The following is a 16,937-nucleotide window of genomic DNA, read 5'->3' as shown; positions in this document are numbered from 1 at the left end:
CCACGTGCTGGCCGAGTCATACTAGGTTTGAGGTCGATGATAACTACCATTGCCGCGATTCTAGTGTAGAGGTGCTCGTGGTCGTGGAAGAGTCATTTTCCACGGTGTACTAGTCCGGAATTATGTCACTCGAAGGATGGTGTGGCGGCGTCGAGAACCGCCGAAATTTCAAAGCACTTCGATCCCGGGAGAGAAGCGGACAGGAGGAATGGCTTCTGGCTCCCGAGCGGACCGGAGAGTACCGCGCAACCTTATTCTTTCTCGAATCTCGGAGCGTGAAGGGGCGCTCGTGAAGTTCGTCGTGATCACGGGCGGGGTAGTGTCCGGTATCGGGAAAGGTATCACTACGGCGTCTATCGGCAAGATCATGAGAGCACGAGGGTTGGAGGTCACAGCGGTCAAGATCGACCCTTACATTAACGTGGACGCGGGCACCATGAACCCGTTCCAGCATGGAGAAGTGTTCGTCACGGAGGACGGTGTTGAGACGGATTTGGACCTAGGTCATTATGAGCGATTCATGGACGTCACGCTCTCCGGAGCCCACAATATCACGACCGGCAAGATCTACCAGCGGGTAATCGAAAAAGAGCGCCGTGGAGACTACTTGGGCGAGACCGTCCAGGTGATTCCACACATAACCGACGAAATCAAGTCGTGGATCCGCGAGGTAGGTAAGGCCAGTGGCGCGGATGTCGTGCTGGTGGAGATAGGTGGTACCGTCGGCGACATTGAAGGAATGCCCTTCTATGAGGCGGTTCGGCAGCTACAGCTGGAGGAAGGTCGAGAGAACGTGATGTTCGTCCACTTGACCTACGTTCCCTACTTGGAACACGTCCACGAGCTGAAGACGAAACCCACCCAGCATAGCGTCAAAGAGCTCCGTAGCCTAGGTATCCAGCCGGACGCTATCGTCTGTCGGTGTGAGCGTCCCCTAGACGATGGTGTCAAGCGGAAGATCGCCCTGCACACGAACGTCCCGAGGGAGGCTGTAATCGACGCCCACGATGTCGACTTGGTGTACAAGGTGCCGTTGTTGCTCGAGCGCCAGGGCTTCGGCGATTACATCTGCAAGCGTTTGGGTCTCGACGCGGACGAACCTGATTACTCCGACTGGTTGGATTTCGTCACCAAGGTCGAGGAAGCCGACGACGAGGTCAGGATCGCGGTCGTGGGTAAGTATGTGGACTTACCGGACGCCTACATCAGCATTCGGGAGGCCTTAGTTCACGCTGGAGCTCATGTCAGGGTCGGCGTTGACGTAGCGTGGGTGGACTCTGAGGCGCTCGAAGCCGGTGACTCCAAGGCGTGGGAAGAAGTGAAAGACGCCGATGGTGTATTAGTTCCAGGTGGCTTCGGCAGGAGAGGTGTCGAAGGTAAGATCGAGGCGATTCGATACGCACGGGAGAACGACATCCCGTTCTTGGGTATCTGCTTGGGTTTCCAGCTCGCCGTGGTCGAATATGCTCGCAGCGTTCTCGGGCTCGAGGATGCCCATAGCACAGAATTCAATCCTGACACCGATCATCCCGTCGTGGACCTGCTTCCGGAACAGCGCGGGGTGAAGCGGAAAGGTGGTACGATGCGGCTAGGTGCTGAGCCCGTGGTGCTCGAGGAAGGATCGCTTCTCAGACGCCTATACGACGACCGTGAGATCATCTTGGAACGGCATCGACACCGTTACGAAGTGAACCCATCGTACGTTCGCGAACTAGAGGACTACGGACTGAGGTTCTCGGGACGTTCACCCGACGGGCGCATGGAGACCCTCGAACTGCCGGATCACCCTTACTTCGTTGGCACGCAGTTCCATCCGGAGTTCAAGTCCCGTCCCGGTGACCCGTCGCCACCGTTCGTAGGTCTCATCAAGGCTGCAGCTGGTCAAGGGCCCGATTGAACGCCTTTCGTGGATCACCGTCGGAGAAATGTAGCGCCGCCGCGTTGGGATGTCCACCGGCCTTGGACCCCTCCAACCATCTCGCCATCTTCACCATCAACTCGTTCACCGGGAAGCCCTGGGACCTACCACTTGCCTTGTAAAGACCGCACGGCTTTCTGGCGAGATTAACCACCACGGAGCATCTGAGGTTCAATCGATCTAGGAGGTCACGGGCGACCAATCCTTCGACGTCCACTTCGGTATGGATCTCCGCGTAACCGATCCCTTCCACGACGTGCGTCGTGCGCTCCGCTTCACCCGACCACATAGCCCGGTGCTTCCTCACCCGCTTTCGGTACCGCTGTAAGTGAGACTCCGTCACGTCGTACGGAGAATCCGCCGACATCAGCACCTTCAACGCTTTTCTGGCTCCTACATCGTATTTTACCCGACGCGCTGCGTTCACGGTGGCCGCCGCGTCCTGCAATGGGGTGAGGTTCCGGCCCCTACTCGGAATTAAGTACCCAGGATCAGTCATCGAGGCCAGCGTGTCGTACACGGCCCCTCCCTCCATACCGTCTCCGGCCGCTCCTATCAGAGGGACCCACGGCCGATTCAGTCCTCCCGTGCGGTGTGCGAGCATGCCGACAAGAGCTGACGCCGACGTGTGAGTCGGGAGGGCAGGGATCTCGTGTGGGTTGACCGTCATCGGGTAATGGCTGTCCGTAGGGTGGTGATCGATGACCACAACCCTGTCTCTAGCCTCTGGGAAGGGGGGAGGTGTAAGATCAACGGCGACGACGACGTCGTACTCTTCCAACATGTCGCGGAACTCGGCCTTAGGCACCCCGTAGAATCCTCCTGAGGGGAACCACACGTCGTCCTCCGCCACCCCGAAAGCTTCACAGAGCGTGGCTGCGCCCGACACGCCGTCCGCGTCGATATCGGCCATGACACCGATGGAATCCGCCGATGACAGCAACTTTAACACTCTACGAACTAGCGGGTACAACTTCAAGCGTCCACCTCCTCGAGGAGGTTCCGTAGGAAGGTGGCGACTCCATCACCGTCCTCTGCGTCGAGTACCACGTCCGCGATTCGCTTGACATTCTCAGTGGCGTTCGCTGGTGCCACACCCAACCCCGAAGCTTTCAACAGTGGAGCGTCGTTATCCCCGTCTCCTATGGCTACCACGTCGTTCGGGTCGATACCGAGCCGCTCACAGATGACTAAGAGCCCCTTCCCTTTGTCCACCTGCTTGGACTTCAAATGATACGCGAAGCCCGTGTCCACTACCTCGACACGGTCGGAGTACCCGAGCCCGTCCAACACGCGTTCGATTTCCTCGACGGGTACATCACGGTAGATAGCGACCTCGGTTCGGCGGAGCCCGGGTGGCTCGGTACGCCTCACACCGAGTCGCCGGCGGAGCTCTCGGTACGCTTCTTGGATTAACTCGACGTCCTCTTCCGGTACCGTGCTGATCTCCTCGTCGTCCACGGCGACTATCCCTCCGTTCTCCGCGATCAACGGACCCTCGAAGCCGAGGAGGGTTGCCGCCGATCTGGAGTAATAAAGGGTGTTACCGGTGGCGATACCAACCAGTATCCCGCGTTTCTGTAGTTCCCGCAGGTACCGGACGCACTTTAGGTGGACGGCTCTATCGTCTCCCGTGATCGTGCCGTCGATATCCGTGATGACGAGGGACACCACGGGGGTAGCCCCCGCATGCCACGTCTCTGTTTCGTGCTAGCGGAGTCGGAGCTGGAGTTCATCCCGCCCAAACTCAGAGGCCATCAACACGTGGTGAGGTGGGCGAAACGGCGTGGGAAAAAGCCGGGGGAATGCCTCCTCATAGCGAGCAAGCACCACGTAGCTATGCAGGATAAACGGCTCCCGGAGCGTGACCGCCGTGGTCGCCCCGACATAGTTCACGTGACGCTGCTTCACGTACTGGACTCCCCCGCATCTCGGGAGAACGCCTTAGACGTGTACGTACACACCAGGCATGACCTCGTCATATGGTTCCGTGGAGACGTCAGGCTACCGAGGGATCAGTATCGGTTCATCGGACTCATGGAACAGGTTCTCAAGGAGGGTCAGGCGCCTCCGGATTCCGATGAGCCGCTGATAGAGGTTCTGGATGTCAGTGTGTGGGACGTGCTTGAGGCCAACGAGGTCAACGTGTTACTTTCCGAACGAGGCGATCTGATCGAACCAGTTGGCTATATGGCCGGGCTCCTGGACGCCGGCGTGGAAAGGATAGGGGTCGTAGTAGGTGGCTTCCCGAAGGGGGACTTCTCGGAGGAGTTCTACGATCGCACGGACGACGTCGTCCGAATATACGACGAATCCCTGGACGCGTGGACAGTGGCGGCACGAATCGTCACGGCCTTCGAGCTGGCCGCCGGAATCTTGGGTTAGCCTTTCACTTCAATACCTTCGATGAGCTCCCGTGGGATCTCTATCTCGTCACCCTCCTCGATTTCTCCCTCCGACATCATGCGGGCCAGCCAGGTGTTGAGGGCGGTGCAGATGTGGATGGGTTCGACTCCGAACTCCATCGCCTTCTCCGCGATCGCCTCGGCGGCTTCCTCCTTGTTCTTTATCTTCACGTTGTAGGTTGCCTCCATGATGGAAAGGTGGGCCAGGGCTTCAGACTTCGACACGGAATTCTCCCCCCGCCACGATGGAACCGGTCGCTAATTAACATCGTGCGACCACGTTGACCGACAACCGCGAGGAGGGAGGTAGATGGAGGACCTGGTGTGCGTCGGCATCACCCACAAGGAGGCGGAAGTAGAGGAGCTGGAGAAGGCCAGGTTCGAGTCCGATGAAGCTGTGAAGGACATCGTCGAGTCCTTCGGACTCTCCGGCTGTGTCCTCCTCCAGACATGTAACCGCGTCGAGGTGTACACCTCTGGGGCGGGGGATCGTGCCGAAGATCTTCGGGATCTCGTACACGACGATGCCTGGATTAAGCGAGGTTCGGAAGCCGTGAGGCACCTATTCCGTGTAGCCTGCGGGCTGGAGTCGATGATGGTGGGGGAGCAGGAAATCCTACGTCAGGTGAAAGAGGCGTACGACCGTGCCGCACGGTTGGGTACGTTGGATGAAGTCCTCAAGATAGTCTTCCGGAGGGCGATCAACCTGGGCAAACGAGCCCGGGAGGAGACTCGGATCAGTGAAGGTGCGGTGTCTATAGGATCTGCCGCCGCCGAGCTGGCGGAGCGGGAGCTGGGTTCCCTACACGATAAGACCGTCCTCGTGGTCGGTGCCGGTGAGATGGGAAAGACCGTGGCCAAGTCCCTAGTCGATAGGGGCGTCAGAGCCGTTCTCGTAGCGAACCGCACCTACAAGCGAGCCGTTGAGCTCGCGAGGGAGCTAGGTGGAGAGGCGGTACGGTTCGACGAGCTCGTGGATCATCTCGCCCGGTCGGATGTCGTAGTTTCAGCGACGGCCGCCCCGCATCCCGTGATCCACGTCGACGACGTTAGAGAAGCCTTGCGTAAGAGGGGCCGCCAGTCCCCGATCCTGATAATCGATATCGCTAATCCTAGAGACGTCGAAAAGGGAGTGGAGAACCTCGAAGACGTCGAGGTACGTACCATCGACGATCTCCGAGTGATCGCGCTGGAGAATCTCGAGAGGCGGCGTAAGGAGATCCCAAAGGTGGAGAAGCTCATCGAGGAGGAACTCTCGGTCGTGGAAGAAGAGCTTGAAAGGATGAAGGAGCGACGCCTCGTGGCCGACGTCGCGAAGTCACTGCATGAGATTAAGGATCGAGAGCTCGAACGCGCACTGAGGAGGTTGAAGACTGGAGATCCGGAAAACGTCCTCCAAGATTTCGCAGAGGCTTACACCAAGCGACTGATTAACGTCCTGACGTCCGCGATTATGGAGCTACCGGACGAGTATCGTAGAGTGGCGTACAGGGCCCTAAGACGGGCGAGTGAGCTTAACGGCTAGGCTCTCCAGTTTCATCCTCGCCGCTGGATCCGGCGGTACGAGCTCTAACATATCGAACGGTAAGAATACCCGCTTGTCGGGAGCATCGACGTTCTCCACGAGTACGAGTCTCAGCTGTGGGACCATGAGCAAACACTCACGAAACGTCCCTGCTCTGTGCACTACATACTCTACATAACCATCGTCTCTACCGAACCCTTTCCCGAATTTTATCTCGGCTCTTAACTCGCGGAATTGCCACGATGGAATAAATACACATCCAAGTCCAGATTTTATCGAATTAGACTCACCTTCTAGCCCTAAAAACTTCCTAATAGTGCTATCCTTAAATGATTCTTCGAAGAATTTCGGCAACTTTTCTCCCTCACGTACTTCAATAGGTAATAAGGATCCGACCAGTATTTCCTCAAATCCTTCCTCCCTACCTGACAGCTCATACGCTGTTTTGTAAAACTGTAACGCGTCTCGTACGTATTTCATTGCTTCTCTTCTTTTGACCCTTCCATAGAACTGTTTTACCATAATTACCATTATGGTGGGGATAAAATATGTACGTAATTTACCAGTCAAAGTCTTCTCACCCATGTCAAGTATATTCCTGTACTCGACGGCTATTCCATAAATAAGATTCAAGAGTTTCACAATATTCCTTTCCTTAAAATTCACCCCGAATCGACTCCGAAAGAAGCTAGAATAAGCACTTAACATTTCCTCCCGGTCGAACTCCTTCAGCCGCGCCCATCCCTCCGACCACTTTATGAACGCCTCTTTGAACACGTCCACCACGCCGAATGCCGTTTCACGGGACTCCTTCCTCCCGCGTATCAATTTGAAGCACTCCCCGTGGGGAGAGACAGATTGTATCCGACTGTCCGCATGCGCAGGTATCGTAAGTCCGAGGCGATCCGTGACCTCGTCGCCGAAACGGGAGTGAGCCCAGACGATCTAATCTACCCGATCTTTGTGCGTGAGGACGGGAAGACCCACGAAATTCCCTCAATGCCCGGTCAACGGTACCACTCCGTGGAAACCGCCGTCGAAACAGTCGGAGAACTCCTGGACTTGGGTCTACGGGCGTTCATACTTTTCGGAATTCCGAGAGAGAAGGATCCTGAAGGTCGAGTTGCCGCAGATCCTGAAGGTATAGTCCAAAGGACCGTGCGAGCGCTTAAGGAAGAGTACGGTGACGACATCGTTGTGGTTACTGACGTTTGCCTTTGCCAGTACACCACCCACGGTCATTGCGGCCTCGTTGACGAGGATACAGGTAAGGTGCTGAACGACCCTACCCTGGAGGTCCTGGCGGAGGTGGCACTTTCCCACGCCGAAGCTGGGGCCGACATCGTCGCCCCATCCGACATGATGGACGGCCGGGTAAAGGTGATCAGAGAGGCGCTTGAGAGTGAGGGTTTCGGCGATGTCATGATCATGTCTTATGCGGCCAAGTATCACAGCGCGTTCTACGGCCCGTTCCGGGATGCGGCGGACTCAGCACCGGAGTTCGGAGATAGAAGCACTTACCAGATGGATCCCAGGTGCTTCCGCCAGGCGATCCGCGAGCTGGAGTTAGACGTCGAGGAGGGAGCGGACATCTTGATGATTAAGCCGGCGATGCCCTACCTGGACGTTGTGCGCGAGGCCCGGCGGAGGTTCAACCACCCCATCGCGGCCTATCAGGTTAGCGGTGAATACGCGATGATCAAGGCGGCGGCCGAGGCGGGGTACGTGGATTACCGAGCCGCTGTGCTGGAGTCCATCACGTGCATCAAGAGAGCTGGGGCGGATTTGATACTCACGTACTTCGCCCCGGAGGTGGTGCGGTGGCTGAAATCATAGTGCGGTTCGACCACCGCGTGATCGAGAAGATCCCGAAGCGACCCCACGTAGCTTTTGAGCTCATCGGTTTAATTTTCAGTGGTTGGATCTTGTTCCCCTCTTCCCTGATCTTAATGCTGTTCGACCGTCTGCTGGGTTTTCAGGTGCTCGAAGCGCTGGTGCTTTCAACAGTATCCAGCGAAATTTTGAAGGTGGTCGTCGGTAGACCCAGGCCCGAGAGAGAAGGTAGAACCCCGTGGGGGTACTCCTTCCCCAGCACCCATACCACCAGAGTGGCTTCGCTAATTCCGGTGTTCTGGAAGCTGTCCCCTAATTTGGGGATCGTAGTCGTCGTAGTGGCCATCATCGTGGCGATATCCAGAGTGCTCTCTCGAGCTCATTACCCGTCGGACGTGGTGGCTGGGTTCTTCCTCGGCTACGCAATGGGGTGGTTCGTCACTTGGTGAACGAGCCGGAGCGTATTGCCGTCAGCTTAACACTAGGAGCGCTTCTGGAGGTCTCAAGTTGGCCTAAGCCCGGAAACGTCCACAGGACCAGGGATTTCGACGACACCAGGTTCGAGCACTTCTTGGCCAGCGCCGTCGCTGCGCAGCCGGTACTCCGAAAAGTTGCGGAGATGGCAGCTAGGAGAGAGCGCGTCCCGCTCGGGCGCTACCTTTACGAGGCGGTTCGACACTCCATGTCGGCTCACACCGGTGGGAACACTAATCTAGGTATCCTGATCCTCGACGTCCTGCTCGCTTCAGCTCTCGCCCGTGCTTCCTTGGACCCCAACGACGTTCGGCGTGAGGCCTTGAAGTTGGCGAAGGAGACCGAGGAGCGAGACGCGTACTACTTGTACCGTGCTATCAAATTGGCCGGTGCCGGCGGGATGCGCAGGGTCCGAGGATCGGGAGTCCCGGACGTTTCACGCCCGGAGGACGTGCTGGAAAAAGGGATAACGATGTACGAGGCGCTGCAGGCGGCCGCACACCGTGACGCGGTAGCCGAGGATTGGGTACGCGGACTCGAGCGCAGTCTTCGAATAGGCCTTCACGTGATAGAATTGCGCGAGAAATACGACATCAACGAGGCGGTGGTTCGGACGTTCCTAGAAGAGCTTGCCACGCGGCCGGATACGCTGATTTGGAGGAAGCACGGATTCAGAGTGGCTTTACGGGTTTCAGAGGCTGCACAGGAAATCCTGCGGATCGCTGGTGATAGGCCTGTGACCGAAACTTGGGCCCTCTACGAGCTCGACCGTGAGTTACACAAGGATGGTATAAACCCAGGCTCGACGGCCGATCTTTTGGCGGCGGGGCTAGGGTACGCTTGCTATCTGGGGATGAGGCCCTAACGGTGTACCTCGCTAGGGTACTCTCCTGTCCCGAGCTGTTCCGTGTAAGTACTCCAGAGGAGGCACGGCGGATCGCCGAGAAGATCTTAAGCGAGGAGATCGAACCTCCCTTAGAGTTCTTCGGACTGCGCAGAGATGCCGTCAACGAAGTTCTCGCGGTGACCGACGGGCCTGCGGGTGAAAACGTAGCACCCGTGGGACTGCGCGTGCACGGGGATTCCATCGTCGTGAACCTGTACCCAGGCTCTCGTACCTACGAGAACTTCGTTCGGACCGAAGAGCTCACCGCGTGTGTAGTGCCTGATCCCATCCGATTTCTGAAGGCGCTGTCGAATGAGTTAGCTGTCGAGACCGTCGGGAACGGGGCTAAGGTCGCGGAGGGAACCAGGGCTTACCTCGAGCTGGAAGCTAAGGAGATACACGAAGGGAGACCGCTGACAGCGGAGTTGCGGGTTGTAGGATGGGGGCTCCTTCATCCCCGTCCCCGAGCTCTAGTCCGAGGCGAATCCGCCCTGCTGGAAGCACTCGTAGAGTTGACTCGAATCCACTTAGATGAGGACCACGTGGACGCCTGCAAAAGGGCCCTGGATGTCGTCAAGAGGACGATTTGGAGTGAGGAGTACCAGTGGGCCGTCGAGAGAGTAGAACGAGAGCTGCGGGGGAAAGAGGATGGGCCGGATCATCAGGATACCGGTCCACGGATTCGTCGAGCTGCAGGGGGTTGAGGAGCGCGTACTGGACTCACCCGAAGTCCAACGGTTGAGGAGAGTTCGGCAGTTGGGTCTCGCGGAGCTGGTGTACCCTGGTGCCACCCACACGAGGCTCGAACACAGCTTGGGCGTGAAGTACCTGTGTGACCGTGTGATGGAGATTCACTGGGAAGAGCTCAAGCGTAACGTGCCGGACGTCGGTAAGTTCTCGAGATCCTACATCGAGGAGGTGCTAGGGCTGGCCGGTCTGTTGCATGATGTGGGTCACCCTCCCTTTTCGCATGTCCCGGAACCACTGCTGGAGGAAGAGCTCGGGGTCGATCATGAGGACATCGGTCGTGCCGTAGCTAAGGTCGTGCTGGAGAGGGCCGACGCCATGGACGTCGAGGTTACCTTGGAAGTGGCATTCGGACCCGGTGATGGATGGACTAGCGTACTCCACTCCGTGATAGCCGGGAACCTCGGCGTAGACCGCCTGGACTACCTCATGCGTGATTCCCTTCACGCCAGCGTGGAGTACGGCCGAATCGAACTCGACAGGCTCCTGCACACCCTGGAGTTGGGTGATCCAGTGGTCGTGCATGAGAAGGGATTGGAAGCGGCGGAGTCCGTGCTGATATCCCGATACCACATGTACAGGGCGGTGTACTTCCACAAAACATGCCGTGCCGGCGATGCGATGTTGCTCTGGGCGATGCATGTTGCCGTCGAAGACGACGACCTGGACCTCCGTATATTCGACCCGGATCGGTTGAGTCGAAGCGAAGACGCACTGTCCACGTTTCAAAGCATGGACGACTCCACTCTACTACGCGCGTTGGAGGAAAATCCCGAGAGCCGTAAATTCGTGAAATCCTTGAAGAACCGGCGCTTGTACAAGTGTGTGGCTGAGTACCAGGCGGCCGTGGAACCGAAACATGGCGAGCTCTTCAAGGTGGCCGTGGAAACCTCCGAGGAACACCTGGGAGAACCCTTCGGAGTGCTGTTGGATTCCTCGAAGGTGGTTCCGTACGATCCCTCTTCCGACGAGGTGATCGTGAGGACGCGTAACGGTGACGTCCCGTTATCCGAGGTTTCCGACATCGTGGCAACGTTGAAGGAGCGCACGCTTTCCGAGATACCGACCGTTAGGGTGTACATGCGTCCGGAGACGAGAGACGACGAGTCTCGCGTTCGGAGGATCGTGGAACACGTGAAGTCGGCGCTACCCCCCAGCCTAGGGTAACGTTATGGATGTTATAACGAACGACCGCGGCCGCCGCGGGGAATTGAACCCCGCGCCCCGCTCGGGGCGCGCCGGATCTGAAGTCCGGCCCGGGGACCACCCCGGTGGCGGCGGCCTTTCGGTGCCGGGCTTCGGTAATGCTCACCTCGATACCGAGTTTAAGGATTTTGCCGGGAATGAGGCCAGGGAGACCTATGGACTCCAACACCGTGATGGAAATCGTAAAGCACTACGAGGATCATCCCATCATGGAAAGGCTGAAAATACGGCGTGATCCCTTTCGGGCCCTTATTCAAGCCATCATATCTCAACGGACCAGGGACGACGTGACGGATAGAGTAGCGGAGAGGTTCCTGCGGAAATTCAAGACTCCGAAGGACGTCGTAGAAGCGAATCTGAAGGATCTCGTTGAGACACTCCGCGACGCCGGACTCTACCGTCAGAAGGCCAAAATGATCAGGGAGTGTTGTGAACGTATTCTTACGGATGGACTGGATCTTGAGGAGGTCGTTCGGAAGCCTACGGAAGAAGCGCGACAGGAGTTGATGCGTCTGCCAGGGGTCGGTCCGAAGACAGCCGACGTAGTGTTGCTATTCGCGGGCGGCCATGACGTTTGTCCGGTCGATACACACGTAGCTAGGATTTCAAGGAGGCTTGGTCTGACCGACTCGAAGGAGTACTTCGAAGTTCAAGAGGCTGTGCACGAGAAGGTTCCCGAGGGCGAACGCGGTAAAGCGCACCTCGCACTCATACAATTCGGACGCGAGATATGCCGTCCTAGAAAACCCAAGTGCGAGTTGTGCTTTGTCCGTCGTTTTTGCCCGTACGGAGGGGAACAAGCTTGACCGTCAAGGAAGTGTACGAGGAACTGCGTGAGGTAGTCCTGGAGAAGCTCGGTAAAGGCGAGGACCCCCTCCCTCAGATTCTCGGGCAGAGAGATGTCAAGATGCAGGTTCTCTCCGCACTCGTCGCAGGACGACACGTGCTGATCGAGGGTCCACCCGGTATCGGCAAGACGACCCTCGCTCGCGCCGTCGCGGACCTCCTACCCCCAGCTGAGGCTGTGAAGGGGTGTCCCTTCAACTGCCATCCGAAAGAGCCAGTATGTCCCTTGTGCCGGGCTCGCGATGGAGACGAGCTCGAGACCGAGACAATTCCAGGGCGTGAGCGGTTCGTACGGATTCAGGGGAGTCCTGACCTCACTCCGGAGGATCTGCTCGGAGACATCGATCCCATCGCGGCCCTCGAGTACGGACCGACCGATCCTCGGGCATTCACTCCAGGGAAGTTACTCCGGGGTAACCGTGGCGTAGTGTTTTTCGACGAGATCAACCGATGTCCTGAGAAGCTCCAGAACGCGCTGCTCCAAGTCTTAGAGGAGCAGCGCGCTACGATCGCGGGTTATGAGGTCGACTATCCAGCCAACTTCGTCATGATCGCCACCATGAACCCGCACGAATACGCGGGAGCCGAGGAACTCTCCGAGGTCCTCCTAGATCGCTTCGACACCGTGAAGATGACGTACCCCAAGTCTAAAGAGACCGAGAAACGCATCGTCGTCGAGCGGGGAGAAGACTTCGGAGTGAAGGTCCCTGAGTACGTCCTCGAGTTCATAGTCGACCTGGTCCGGGCCACTCGAGATCGCGACGACATTGAGAGGCCCGCCAGCGTCCGCGCCACCATCGGTCTATACGAGCGGGCGCAAACTAACGCGGTATTGCAGGGGAGATCGAAGGTCGAGCTGCAGGATGTTATCGAGGTTGCTCCCTCAGTCCTCCGCAAGCGAATCAAGCTGAGTCCGAGGGTCCAACACGTTAAATCGGAGGAGGACGTCATCAAGGAGATCATCCAGGAGGTGCTCGAGGGATACGGGAAGACCGAAGTGCCGGACACGGACGGGATCCCGGGAAAGTCGAAACCCGATGAGGGGGCGTCGACTGGTGCCCCTGAGGGACGTCGAAGAAGCCGTCGACAGAAGCCGAGGCTCACTCGGGAGCGTCCGGACGAGACGAAGTTTAGAGGTGAAAAGCGAAGTCGGCTGGATTCCCGTACTGTTTCGAGAAGTGAGAGTCCAACGACCTCAGTCGCAGACTCAGCTGCGGATGGTGAGGCTCTGGGCGATGAGTACCACAGGAGGCTTCGATTCCGAGCCCTCACGAAGGATGACCAGCGCAGGTACGTCGAAGGGGAACCGGAGTACGTCTTCGCGGCCCGTGTCCTCCGCCAACTGCTCAACCGAGGCGTAGAATACATCCGACCCGATCAGCTGGCGGAGTCCCTGGTCACTAGTGCGGCATACGTCAAGGGGAAATACGGTCGGAGGTTCATCGAGGAGATTACGGGGTGGTCCTACGATGAGATCGCCTCACAGCAGCACGATTACTCGCTCATAGACGAGCTTGAAGAGGAAATCCGGAAGAGATTGGAGGTCCTCCAAGAACTAGGGTTCGTGCGCCCGTCTTACCAGGGAGGTGTGAGCCTGACACTGAAAGGTAGGGAACTCGCGGCGTTCTCCGCGCTGATCGAGGAGCTCGAAGCCTTTGAAGGTACTGAGTTCGGACATCATGCGGCTAAACGTCTGAGTGAGCGGGGGACTGGGGGTAGGGGCTACCCCCGAGAGTACCGTCGCGGGGATCCTTATACGAATCTCGATGTACGTGGGTCACTCCGGACCGCCGTTCGCCGCGGACGTCGTGAGATCCTCCCCGAAGATCTGCGCTCGTTCGATAGGGAGGAGGAGGTAGGTCTTGACATCGTGTACGTCATAGATACCTCCGGAAGCATGTCGGGGGACCGCATCGACGCTGCTAAGCGCGCCGCGATAGCTCTCGCTCACTTCAGCGTGAAGGCCGGAGACCGAGTGGGCATCGTAGGGTTCAACACCAAGGCGAAGATCATTGTGGACATCACATCGGACGTGGAGGGGATCATCACCAAGGTGATGTCGCTGAAGCCCGGTGGTGCCACGGACATCGGCGAGGCGATCCGTGTGGGCACTGAGCTTTTCAGACGCTGTGGAAGGCCAGACCGAGATTGGCATATGATCCTACTGACGGACGGGGTGCCCACCAAAGGGGAGCCCGATCCGGAGACGAAGGCGCTATCCGAAGCCACCGCAGCGAGTCGAATGGGAGTGACTATCTCTGTGATCGGAATTAAGCTGCCAGAGGAGGGTATCCGGTTGATAGAACATATCGCCGGGATATCGGGCGGCCGCTCACATCACATTACCGACCCGGAGGAGCTCACGCTGGTGACTCTCAACGAGTACCGCAGAGCCAAGGGGATAGGGCCTTGAAATTCACGATCCTGGCCTCCACTTTAGCCGATCGAGATGTACTGCGACGAGCTGAACGGCTCGCTGAGAGGTTCAACCTCGAGCCCATGGTCGTCACAGACCCCGAAGACGTCCCTAACTCACCTACCGTGGCGCTGGTAGCTACCGGCGGTACGGAGGACGCGATAGAGGCGCTCCTCGAGCGGTCTCCGGCGGTGCTCCTCCTCCACTGGCACTCCTACAACTCCCTGGCGGCCGCGCTCGAAGTCGGCGTATCGACGCTTCACGTCGGCCGTGCGGAGGAGGCGATGCGTGCCTTCAAGCGTCTCGTGGGGACCCGTATCCTGGTCGTTGGAGGGAAATGTAGCTGGATCAGAGGTCCAGATCCCTCCGACCTCCCGTACCTCCGGACGGTCGAGATAGACCTCGAGGACGTGAAATCGGTCGATCCTGACGGATCCTTCGAGGAGAACCTCCGTGCCCACGATATCGATCCGTCGGAATTGAACCACGACTTCCTGGACTTGGCAGGTAAATTGCATGCCGTACTCTCACGACACGGGGCCGACGCGATCACGGGGGACTGCTTCTCCCTCTACGAGGAGTTCGGTGCGGTTCCCTGTTTGTACTTCTCCGCGTTGGACGTGCCTTACTGTTGTGAGGGTGATCCCGCCGCTCTGGTCACGACCCTGCTAACACCCGCGCGCATACGCCCCTTCATCGGGAACGTGATCGAACTGGACCGATACGGGACGCGTCTCGCCCATTGTGCCTGTCCGTTGGAGTTGCTCAGAGAATTCGAGGTGGTAGATCACATGGAAACCGGCGCACCACACGCCGTGAAAGGTGTTCTACCGACAGGCAAGTGCATGTTAGCCCGGTACCCGTACGCCGTCGGAGCTTCCATCGTGGAGACCCGATGGCGCGACGACCAGTGTCGCGTTCAAGCTAGATTGTTAGTGGAGGAGGAGTTCGAGCCGCTAGGGAACCACCATTGCGTGGCTCTCGGTGTGAGTCCTGATCTGGTCAAGGAGATCTTCGAAGCCGTACACTTGAATCCGTCCCCGTCATCCGAGTGATCCACGCATCCGTCCCATCTCGAGTAAGAGGTCCCTCACGAACGGGTTGACTTCCTCTACACCGCCCTCCGAGACTACGTACCTGAGGTACGGTTCCAACGTGTGTACCAGATTCTGGTACTCGAAATCGGATGGGGGTTCCAGGTCGAGATACTCAACGCAGTACTCCAGGTCGGTGTTAACCATCGCCACTCCGGACGACGGTAGGACGGATCCGGCTGTCTCGAGGAATGTGTACTCCACCGCGAACTGCAAATCCTCGCGTAGCATGGGATACAATCGTGAGATCACCGCGTCCAGGGCGTCTTCACCTAGCCGCTCCTCGATCTCCGCGAGCCCTCTTCCTGTTCCGATGAGCTCCGGTGGCATCCCGACGGTGTAGCAGGCTCCCGTGAATTTGATCGCGCGTGGCAGTTCAGGCAGCTTCTCGACTCTCATTCGGCGCAGTTCGCGGTATAACTTACGACCCACATCCCCAAGGCTCTTACACTGTACCCCGACACGGTCAGGTTCGGGAATGTCCCGCGCGTACCCTACGGGTCCCTTTCGTGCTAATCGGTCCCTCGTGTTGGGGATCATATCTGCGACTATGTTCAGCGTACCTATGCAGCGGAAAAACACGCTGAGGTAGTGCTTCACGAAGATCGCGGTGGCTAAGACTAGGTACTCGATGTCGTCCCCGGAGAGTTGGAGTGGGTCGTTCGCGGCGAGCTCGTTAATCCGGCGGATAGATGCAACGGCCTTTTCCCGATCGTGATCGTATCGGAATCCGGATTGTACGGTGTACGTGGCGGTGCCCGCGTACTCCTCTACGAACTCGTCTTCCATTCCCGGTCTAATATGGCCGCGGAACGGTAGACACCCGCCTCCTAAGATAGGCGCCATCGGGACACCTAGTTCGTCCGACAGCTCGTACACTTCGAAGATAGCCAGTTTGCAAGCGAGGACCGCCGGGAGATGTCCGTAGGATAGCGCGGGGTCGGAGCGTCCGATGAACACCCTGAGGTAGCTGACGTCCATCCCGATCTCACGCATTCCTTCCACGTAGCCCGTTAGGATGTTGCGAATGTCGAGTAGTTCTGGAACCTCCTCAATAAGTGGGATGATTCGGAGGTTTCCCGCCTTAAGTGGTACGTCTAGCTCACGGGATGCGAACCTACGCGCGTAGGAGATTCTATCCACTGTTTCCACTAGCTCTTCGGGCGAGGACGTCATAGGGTGTACTACCTCGAAGATCCCGCGGGCGTCTGGGTCCTCCTTGAGCAGCTCCGAGTTGGCTTCCATTACACCTAGCAGAGCCTGAACTTGGCGCAGTACGTTCTCCTTCGTCGCGCTAGGTACCCTAACGATTACGAAACGTTCCTCTCCCACCCGAACGCCGGCGTCGTGCAGTTCCATGAGGACCTGAATGGGCTGCAGGTACGGCGTTAGCTTGCCCTCGAAGTCTACCATGTATTCCTCCGCGTCGAACTCGGCCAGACACTCTACGGCCTCTTCAGGCTCCTCCTGCACCCTCACGAACTTCGTTGCGTCAGGGTGCTGGGTGGCTAGCGTCCGTGCAATTCGAGCTTCTCGGACTTTCTCCACTTCCCTGATCACCTCGTTCAACTCGAGACACCCACCGAC

At 58.1% G+C, this 16,937-nt stretch carries 16 protein-coding genes and 1 tRNA gene; 11 read left to right on the top strand and 6 right to left on the bottom strand.

Features of this window, described 5'->3' with window-relative positions; genetic code table 11:
• The first annotated feature begins 265 nt into the window (after positions 1-265).
• Positions 266-1,897, top strand: coding sequence for a glutamine hydrolyzing CTP synthase (gene pyrG / locus BW921_RS02810; protein WP_148689298.1), 1,632 nt, complete (start codon positions 266-268; stop codon positions 1,895-1,897).
• Here pyrG and BW921_RS02805 read toward each other — a convergent pair.
• Together BW921_RS02805 and BW921_RS02800 are read right to left on the bottom strand one after the other, a co-directional pair.
• Entirely contained in the window at positions 1,866-2,897 is a 1,032-nt protein-coding gene (locus BW921_RS02805) for a DHH family phosphoesterase (RefSeq protein ID WP_148688484.1), read from the bottom strand. The two genes, pyrG and BW921_RS02805, sit on opposite strands and share 32 nt — an antisense overlap.
• Positions 2,894-3,592 carry a phosphoglycolate phosphatase gene (locus tag BW921_RS02800; RefSeq protein ID WP_148688483.1) on the bottom strand — a complete coding sequence of 233 codons (699 nt, stop codon included), beginning with the start codon at positions 3,590-3,592 and terminating at the stop codon, positions 2,894-2,896. The genes BW921_RS02805 and BW921_RS02800 overlap by 4 nt, the downstream gene beginning before the upstream one ends.
• A gap of 15 nt (positions 3,593-3,607) precedes the next feature.
• On the opposite strand from BW921_RS02800, the gene BW921_RS02795 reads away from it, so the two are divergent.
• Positions 3,608-4,303, top strand: a complete 696-nt coding sequence (locus BW921_RS02795; RefSeq protein ID WP_088335323.1) for a 16S rRNA methyltransferase — start codon at positions 3,608-3,610, stop codon at positions 4,301-4,303.
• Here BW921_RS02795 and BW921_RS02790 read toward each other — a convergent pair.
• Positions 4,300-4,548, bottom strand: coding sequence for a hypothetical protein (locus BW921_RS02790; RefSeq protein WP_088335321.1), 249 nt, complete (start codon positions 4,546-4,548; stop codon positions 4,300-4,302). The two genes, BW921_RS02795 and BW921_RS02790, sit on opposite strands and share 4 nt — an antisense overlap.
• Positions 4,549-4,633: 85 nt before the next feature.
• Here BW921_RS02790 and hemA point away from each other — a divergent pair, with 85 nt between their 5' ends.
• Positions 4,634-5,848: a glutamyl-tRNA reductase gene (gene hemA, locus BW921_RS02785; RefSeq protein WP_148688482.1), complete on the top strand. Its 1,215-nt coding sequence runs from the start codon at positions 4,634-4,636 to the stop codon at positions 5,846-5,848.
• Here hemA and BW921_RS02780 read toward each other — a convergent pair.
• Positions 5,819-6,676, bottom strand: a complete 858-nt coding sequence (locus BW921_RS02780; RefSeq protein ID WP_168168689.1) for a hypothetical protein — start codon at positions 6,674-6,676, stop codon at positions 5,819-5,821. The two genes, hemA and BW921_RS02780, sit on opposite strands and share 30 nt — an antisense overlap.
• A 48-nt stretch (positions 6,677-6,724) precedes the next feature.
• On the opposite strand from BW921_RS02780, the gene hemB reads away from it, so the two are divergent.
• From hemB to BW921_RS02755, 5 genes are read left to right on the top strand one after another with little or no spacing between them, the layout of a single operon-like run.
• Entirely contained in the window at positions 6,725-7,684 is a 960-nt protein-coding gene (gene hemB / locus BW921_RS02775; protein WP_148689297.1) for a porphobilinogen synthase, read from the top strand.
• Positions 7,669-8,130 carry a phosphatase PAP2 family protein gene (locus tag BW921_RS02770; protein ID WP_148688480.1) on the top strand — a complete coding sequence of 154 codons (462 nt, stop codon included), beginning with the start codon at positions 7,669-7,671 and terminating at the stop codon, positions 8,128-8,130. The genes hemB and BW921_RS02770 overlap by 16 nt, the downstream gene beginning before the upstream one ends.
• Entirely contained in the window at positions 8,127-9,020 is an 894-nt protein-coding gene (locus BW921_RS02765) for a triphosphoribosyl-dephospho-CoA synthase (RefSeq protein WP_236953787.1), read from the top strand. Before BW921_RS02770 ends, BW921_RS02765 begins: the two co-directional genes overlap by 4 nt.
• Positions 8,996-9,745 (top strand): DUF447 domain-containing protein, encoded by a 750-nt coding sequence (locus BW921_RS02760; RefSeq protein WP_148688478.1) that lies wholly within the window; start codon positions 8,996-8,998, stop codon positions 9,743-9,745. The genes BW921_RS02765 and BW921_RS02760 overlap by 25 nt, the downstream gene beginning before the upstream one ends.
• Positions 9,690-10,955, top strand: a complete 1,266-nt coding sequence (locus tag BW921_RS02755; RefSeq protein WP_148688477.1) for an HD domain-containing protein — start codon at positions 9,690-9,692, stop codon at positions 10,953-10,955. The genes BW921_RS02760 and BW921_RS02755 overlap by 56 nt, the downstream gene beginning before the upstream one ends.
• A 27-nt stretch (positions 10,956-10,982) precedes the next feature.
• Here BW921_RS02755 and BW921_RS02750 read toward each other — a convergent pair.
• Positions 10,983-11,071: transfer RNA gene (locus BW921_RS02750), tRNA-Sec, on the bottom strand.
• Positions 11,072-11,131: 60 nt separating this feature from the next.
• Here BW921_RS02750 and nth point away from each other — a divergent pair.
• From nth to BW921_RS02735, 3 genes are read left to right on the top strand one after another with little or no spacing between them, the layout of a single operon-like run.
• Positions 11,132-11,800 (top strand): endonuclease III, encoded by a 669-nt coding sequence (gene nth, locus BW921_RS02745; protein ID WP_168168687.1) that lies wholly within the window; start codon positions 11,132-11,134, stop codon positions 11,798-11,800.
• Positions 11,797-14,253, top strand: a complete 2,457-nt coding sequence (locus BW921_RS02740) for an AAA family ATPase (protein ID WP_148688475.1) — start codon at positions 11,797-11,799, stop codon at positions 14,251-14,253. Before nth ends, BW921_RS02740 begins: the two co-directional genes overlap by 4 nt.
• Positions 14,250-15,311 carry a hypothetical protein gene (locus BW921_RS02735; RefSeq protein WP_148688474.1) on the top strand — a complete coding sequence of 354 codons (1,062 nt, stop codon included), beginning with the start codon at positions 14,250-14,252 and terminating at the stop codon, positions 15,309-15,311. Before BW921_RS02740 ends, BW921_RS02735 begins: the two co-directional genes overlap by 4 nt.
• Here the strand turns inward: BW921_RS02735 and ppcA are convergent.
• Entirely contained in the window at positions 15,300-16,910 is a 1,611-nt protein-coding gene (ppcA, locus tag BW921_RS02730; RefSeq protein ID WP_236953786.1) for a phosphoenolpyruvate carboxylase, read from the bottom strand. The genes BW921_RS02735 and ppcA overlap by 12 nt on opposite strands.
• Positions 16,911-16,937: the final 27 nt, after the last annotated feature.

The sequence above is a fragment of the Methanopyrus sp. SNP6 genome (assembly GCF_002201895.1).
Taxonomy (GTDB): Archaea; JAADCQ01; Methanopyri; order Methanopyrales; family Methanopyraceae; genus Methanopyrus.
Note: the sequence above shows the minus strand (reverse complement) of the source record. Positions and strands in the feature narration are given on the sequence as shown.

Coding starts and splice junctions, on each gene's coding strand:
- BW921_RS02795 (WP_088335323.1), top strand. CDS start 3,608: ATGCCACGTCTCTGTTTCGTGCTAGCGGAGTCGGAGCTGGAGTTCATC.
- hemA (WP_148688482.1), top strand. CDS start 4,634: ATGGAGGACCTGGTGTGCGTCGGCATCACCCACAAGGAGGCGGAAGTA.
- hemB (WP_148689297.1), top strand. CDS start 6,725: ATGCGCAGGTATCGTAAGTCCGAGGCGATCCGTGACCTCGTCGCCGAA.
- BW921_RS02755 (WP_148688477.1), top strand. CDS start 9,690: ATGGGCCGGATCATCAGGATACCGGTCCACGGATTCGTCGAGCTGCAG.
- nth (WP_168168687.1), top strand. CDS start 11,132: ATGAGGCCAGGGAGACCTATGGACTCCAACACCGTGATGGAAATCGTA.